This is a genomic window from Oceanococcus atlanticus (genome assembly GCF_002088235.1).
Classification (GTDB): domain Bacteria; phylum Pseudomonadota; class Gammaproteobacteria; order Nevskiales; family Oceanococcaceae; genus Oceanococcus; species Oceanococcus atlanticus.
Genome location: NZ_AQQV01000009.1, coordinates 1 through 5,356, shown reverse-complemented (window position 1 = coordinate 5,356; position 5,356 = coordinate 1). Strand labels below are relative to the sequence as shown.

The 5,356-nt window shown below is 51.6% G+C and carries 2 tRNA genes and 3 rRNA genes; all 5 read left to right on the top strand.

The window, feature by feature from the left end:
- Positions 1-173 precede the first annotated feature (173 nt).
- The 5 genes from ATO7_RS16630 to rrf all read left to right on the top strand — a co-directional run bounded on the left by ATO7_RS16630 (position 174) and on the right by rrf (position 5,313).
- Positions 174-1,714, top strand: a 16S ribosomal RNA gene (locus ATO7_RS16630).
- Between the two features lie 133 nt (positions 1,715-1,847).
- Positions 1,848-1,924 (top strand) — tRNA-Ile (locus ATO7_RS16625).
- Between the two features lie 9 nt (positions 1,925-1,933).
- Positions 1,934-2,009, top strand: a tRNA-Ala gene (locus ATO7_RS16620).
- Between the two features lie 201 nt (positions 2,010-2,210).
- A 23S ribosomal RNA gene (locus ATO7_RS16615) occupies positions 2,211-5,092 on the top strand.
- Between the two features lie 105 nt (positions 5,093-5,197).
- A 5S ribosomal RNA gene (gene rrf, locus ATO7_RS16610) occupies positions 5,198-5,313 on the top strand.
- Together the 16S, 23S and 5S rRNA genes with 2 tRNA genes alongside form the textbook arrangement of a ribosomal RNA operon.
- The last annotated feature ends 43 nt before the right edge of the window (positions 5,314-5,356 follow it).

The window sequence follows — 5,356 nt, the reverse complement described above, 5'->3', positions numbered from 1 at the left end:
GAGACGTCAAAAGTTCTTTAAAAATCAAGCAAGTAATTTGTGCGGGTGCTCCTTGGAAAGTGGCGAAGCCACCAACTAAGAGAGCATTCAAGCGAACGTCAATAAGCAGTACAGTACAATCGCAGGAATGGGCTCTACGTTCTGATACGTCAGAACACACCTTAAGTAGTATTAAAGTGGAGAGTTTGATCCTGGCTCAGATTGAACGCTGGCGGCAGGCTTAACACATGCAAGTCGAGCGGTAACAGGGGTAGCTTGCTACCCGCTGACGAGCGGCGGACGGGTGAGTAATGCCTAAGAATCTGCCTAGTAGTGGGGGATAGCCCGGGGAAACCCGGATTAATACCGCATACGCCCTACGGGGGAAAGCGGGGGATCTTCGGACCTCGCGCTATTAGATGAGCTTAGGTCGGATTAGCTTGTTGGTGAGGTAATGGCTCACCAAGGCGACGATCCGTAGCTGGTCTGAGAGGATGATCAGCCACACTGGGACTGAGACACGGCCCAGACTCCTACGGGAGGCAGCAGTGGGGAATATTGGACAATGGGCGAAAGCCTGATCCAGCCATGCCGCGTGTGTGAAGAAGGCTCTAGGGTTGTAAAGCACTTTAAGCAGGGAAGATAGTGCGTTGGATTAATACTCCTACGTATGGACGGTACCTGCAGAATAAGCACCGGCTAACTCCGTGCCAGCAGCCGCGGTAATACGGAGGGTGCAAGCGTTAATCGGATTTACTGGGCGTAAAGCGTGCGTAGGTGGTTTGTTAAGTCAGTTGTGAAATCCCAGGGCTCAACCTTGGAATTGCATCTGATACTGGCAGACTAGAGATCGGTAGAGGTTAGTGGAATTCCAGGTGTAGCGGTGAAATGCGTAGATATCTGGAGGAACATCGATGGCGAAGGCAACTGACTGGGCCTGATCTGACACTGAGGTACGAAAGCGTGGGGAGCAAACAGGATTAGATACCCTGGTAGTCCACGCCGTAAACGATGAGAACTTGATGTTGGGATGCTTAGCATTTCAGTGTCGAAGCTAACGCGATAAGTTCTCCGCCTGGGGAGTACGCCGGCAACGGTAAAACTCAAAGGAATTGACGGGGGCCCGCACAAGCGGTGGAGCATGTGGTTTAATTCGATGCAACGCGAAGAACCTTACCTGCCCTTGACATCCTCGGAACTTGTCAGAGATGACTTGGTGCCTTCGGGAACCGAGTGACAGGTGCTGCATGGCTGTCGTCAGCTCGTGTCGTGAGATGTTGGGTTAAGTCCCGCAACGAGCGCAACCCCTATCCTTAGTTGCCAGCATTTGGTTGGGCACTCTAAGGAGACTGCCGGTGACAAACCGGAGGAAGGTGGGGATGACGTCAAGTCATCATGGCCCTTATGGGCAGGGCTACACACGTGCTACAATGGTCGGTACAAAGGGTTGCCAACCCGCGAGGGGGAGCTAATCCCATAAAGCCGATCGTAGTCCGGATTGCAGTCTGCAACTCGACTGCATGAAGTCGGAATCGCTAGTAATCGTGGATCAGCATTGCCACGGTGAATACGTTCCCGGGCCTTGTACACACCGCCCGTCACACCATGGGAGTTGGTTGCACCAGAAGTAGCTAGACTAACCTTCGGGAGGTCGGTTACCACGGTGTGATCAATGACTGGGGTGAAGTCGTAACAAGGTAGCCGTAGGGGAACCTGCGGCTGGATCACCTCCTTTAAAGTAAAGCTTCCAAGCTTTTCTTGGAGCGCCCGCACAAGTTACTTGCTCATCAATATCGAGACGGCCAACTGCACGAAACGTTTGTTTCACGTCAGACTTCGGGTTCGACGGCACAGCCGTTCACAGATCTGGGTCTGTAGCTCAGTTGGTTAGAGCGCACCCCTGATAAGGGTGAGGTCGGAAGTTCAAATCTTCCCAGACCCACCAGTTCTGTATGGGGCCATAGCTCAGCTGGGAGAGCACCTGCTTTGCAAGCAGGGGGTCGTCGGTTCGATCCCGACTGGCTCCACCATTTTTCTCGATGTGATCAAGACAGATTTTTTGCTGCGCCTGGCGTGGCACAGTTCTTTAACAATTCGGATAGATATAAACAACACTGTATCAATTTCATATTGATAACTGATGTTGTCTCATAAGTGTTATGAGCGTTGGCGAAGGTATATTCGCATATAACGTTTTGTATTCTCGTTTACGAGAGTGCTTGAGGTTATATGATCAAGTGAATAAGCGCATTTGGTGGATGCCTTGGCGATAACAGGCGATGAAGGACGTTGTAGTCTGCGATAAGCCTCGGGGAGCTGACAAACAAGCTTTGATCCGAGGATTTCCGAATGGGGAAACCCACCGCACTCGTGCGGTATCCGCATCTGAATACATAGGATGTGTGAAGCGAACCCGGGGAACTGAAACATCTAAGTACCCGGAGGAAAAGAAATCAACCGAGATTCCCTTAGTAGCGGCGAGCGAAAGGGGACCAGCCGAATCAATTAACTGTAGTGGAAGATTCTGGAAAGTTTCGCGAAACAGGGTGATAGCCCCGTACACGAAACGGTTAGTTGGACATATTAAGTAGGGCGGGGCACGTGAAACCTTGTCTGAAGATCGGGGGACCATCCTCGAAGGCTAAATACTCGTTATCGACCGATAGTGAACCAGTACCGTGAGGGAAAGGCGAAAAGAACCCCGGAGAGGGGAGTGAAATAGAACCTGAAACCGGATGCGTACAAGCAGTGGGAGCTCTTCGGAGTGACTGCGTACCTTTTGTATAATGGGTCAGCGACTTAATTTTTGTGGCGAGCTTAACCGTTAGGGAAGGCGTAGGGAAACCGAGTCTGAATAGGGCGTTTTAGTCGCAAGGATTAGACCCGAAACCTGGCGATCTATCCATGGGCAGGTTGAAGGTGAGGTAATACTCACTGGAGGACCGAACTCACTAATGTTGAAAAATTAGGAGATGACCTGTGGATCGGAGTGAAAGGCTAATCAAGCCAGGAGATAGCTGGTTCTCCTCGAAAGCTATTGAGGTAGCGCCTCGTGTATCACTGTTGGGGGTAGAGCACTGTTTCGGCTAGGGGGCACACAAGTGTTTACCAAACCGATGCAAACTCCGAATACCAACAAGTGCAATCACGGGAGACACACGGCGGGTGCTAACGTCCGTCGTGGAAAGGGAAACAACCCAGACCGCCAGCTAAGGTCCCAAAATCATGTCTAAGTGGTAAACGATGTGGAAAGGCACAAACAGCCAGGAGGTTGGCTTAGAAGCAGCCACCCTTTAAAGAAAGCGTAATAGCTCACTGGTCGAGTCGGTCTGCGCGGAAGATATAACGGGGCTCAAGGCATGTACCGAAGCTGCGGATGCGTATTTATACGCATGGTAGAGGAGCGTTCTGTAAGTCTGTGAAGGTGAATCGTAAGGTTTGCTGGAGATATCAGAAGTGCGAATGCTGACGTGAGTAACGATAATGCGGGTGAAAAACCCGCACACCGAAAACCCAAGGTTTCCTGCGCAACGCTTTTCGGCGCAGGGTAAGTCGGCCCCTAAGGCGAGGGCGAAAGCCGTAGTTGATGGGAAACAGGCTAATATTCCTGTACTTGATATGACTGCGATGGGGGGACGGAGAAGGTTAGGCAGGCCAGGCGTTGGTTGTCCTGGTTTAAGCGAGTAGGCTGATTTCTTAGGCAAATCCGGGAAATCAAGGCCGAGACGTTATGACGAAGTCCTCTTTTGGACGAAGCTGTTGATACCATGCTTCCAGGAAAATCCTCTAAGCTTCAGGTCATATCAAACCGTACCCCAAACCGACACAGGTGGGTTGGATGAGAATTCCAAGGTGTATGAGACAACTCGGGTGAAGGAACTCGGCAAAATGGTACCGTAACTTCGGGAGAAGGTACGCCCCTGGTATGTGTAAGGACTTGCTCCTGAAGCAGAAGGGGGTTGCAGTGACCAGTTGGCTGCGACTGTTTAGCAAAAACACAGCACTCTGCAAACTCGTAAGAGGACGTATAGGGTGTGACGCCTGCCCGGTGCCGGAAGGTTAATTGATGGGGTTAGCTTCGGCGAAGCTCTTGATCGAAGCCCCGGTAAACGGCGGCCGTAACTATAACGGTCCTAAGGTAGCGAAATTCCTTGTCGGGTAAGTTCCGACCTGCACGAATGGCGTAACGATGGCCAAACTGTCTCCACCCGAGACTCAGTGAAATCGAAATCGCTGTGAAGATGCAGTGTTCCCGCGGCTAGACGGAAAGACCCCGTGAACCTTTACTATAGCTTTACGCTGAATTTTGAGTATTTTTGTGTAGGATAGGTGGGAGACTTTGAAACTTGGGCGCCAGCTCAGGTGGAGTCATCCTTGAAATACCACCCTGAAATACTTGGAATTCTAACCTCGACCCATTATCTGGGTTAGGGACAGCGTATGGTGGGTAGTTTGACTGGGGCGGTCTCCTCCCAAAGAGTAACGGAGGAGCGCGAAGGTAACCTCAGCACGGTCGGAAATCGTGCAATGAGTGCAAAGGCATAAGGTTGCTTGACTGCGAGTCAGACACGACGAGCAGGTACGAAAGTAGGTCTTAGTGATCCGGTGGTTCTGTATGGAAGGGCCATCGCTCAACGGATAAAAGGTACTCCGGGGATAACAGGCTGATTCCTCCCAAGAGTCCACATCGACGGAGGAGTTTGGCACCTCGATGTCGGCTCATCACATCCTGGGGCTGAAGCAGGTCCCAAGGGTATGGCTGTTCGCCATTTAAAGTGGTACGCGAGCTGGGTTCAGAACGTCGTGAGACAGTTCGGTCCCTATCTGCCGTGGGCGTTTGAGATTTGAGAGGAGCTGTCCTTAGTACGAGAGGACCGGGATGGACGCACCACTGGTGTTTCTGTTGTCATGCCAATGGCATTGCAGAGTAGCTACGTGCGGACGGGATAACCGCTGAAAGCATCTAAGCGGGAAGCCCCCCTCAAGATAAGATCTCACTAGAGCTTTAAGCTCTCTTAAGGGCCGTTGGAGACTACGACGTTGATAGGCTGGGTGTGGAAGTGCAGCAATGTATGAAGCTAACCAGTACTAATTGCCCGTGAGGCTTGATCATATAACGCTCAAGCACTCTTGATGACGACATCAGAAGCGTGTTGTTTTATATCTATTCGAATTCGAGGTGCTCCCGGCATGGGCCGGGAGCGTCTCAACCAGTTTGCCTGGCGGCCATAGAGCGTTGGTACCACCCGATCCCATCTCGAACTCGGAAGTGAAACGACGTATCGCCGATGGTAGTGTGAGGTCTCCTCATGTGAGAGTAGGTCATCGCCAGGCTTTAACACCGACCCCGGTCCTGTTTTCAGGTCCGGGGTTTTTT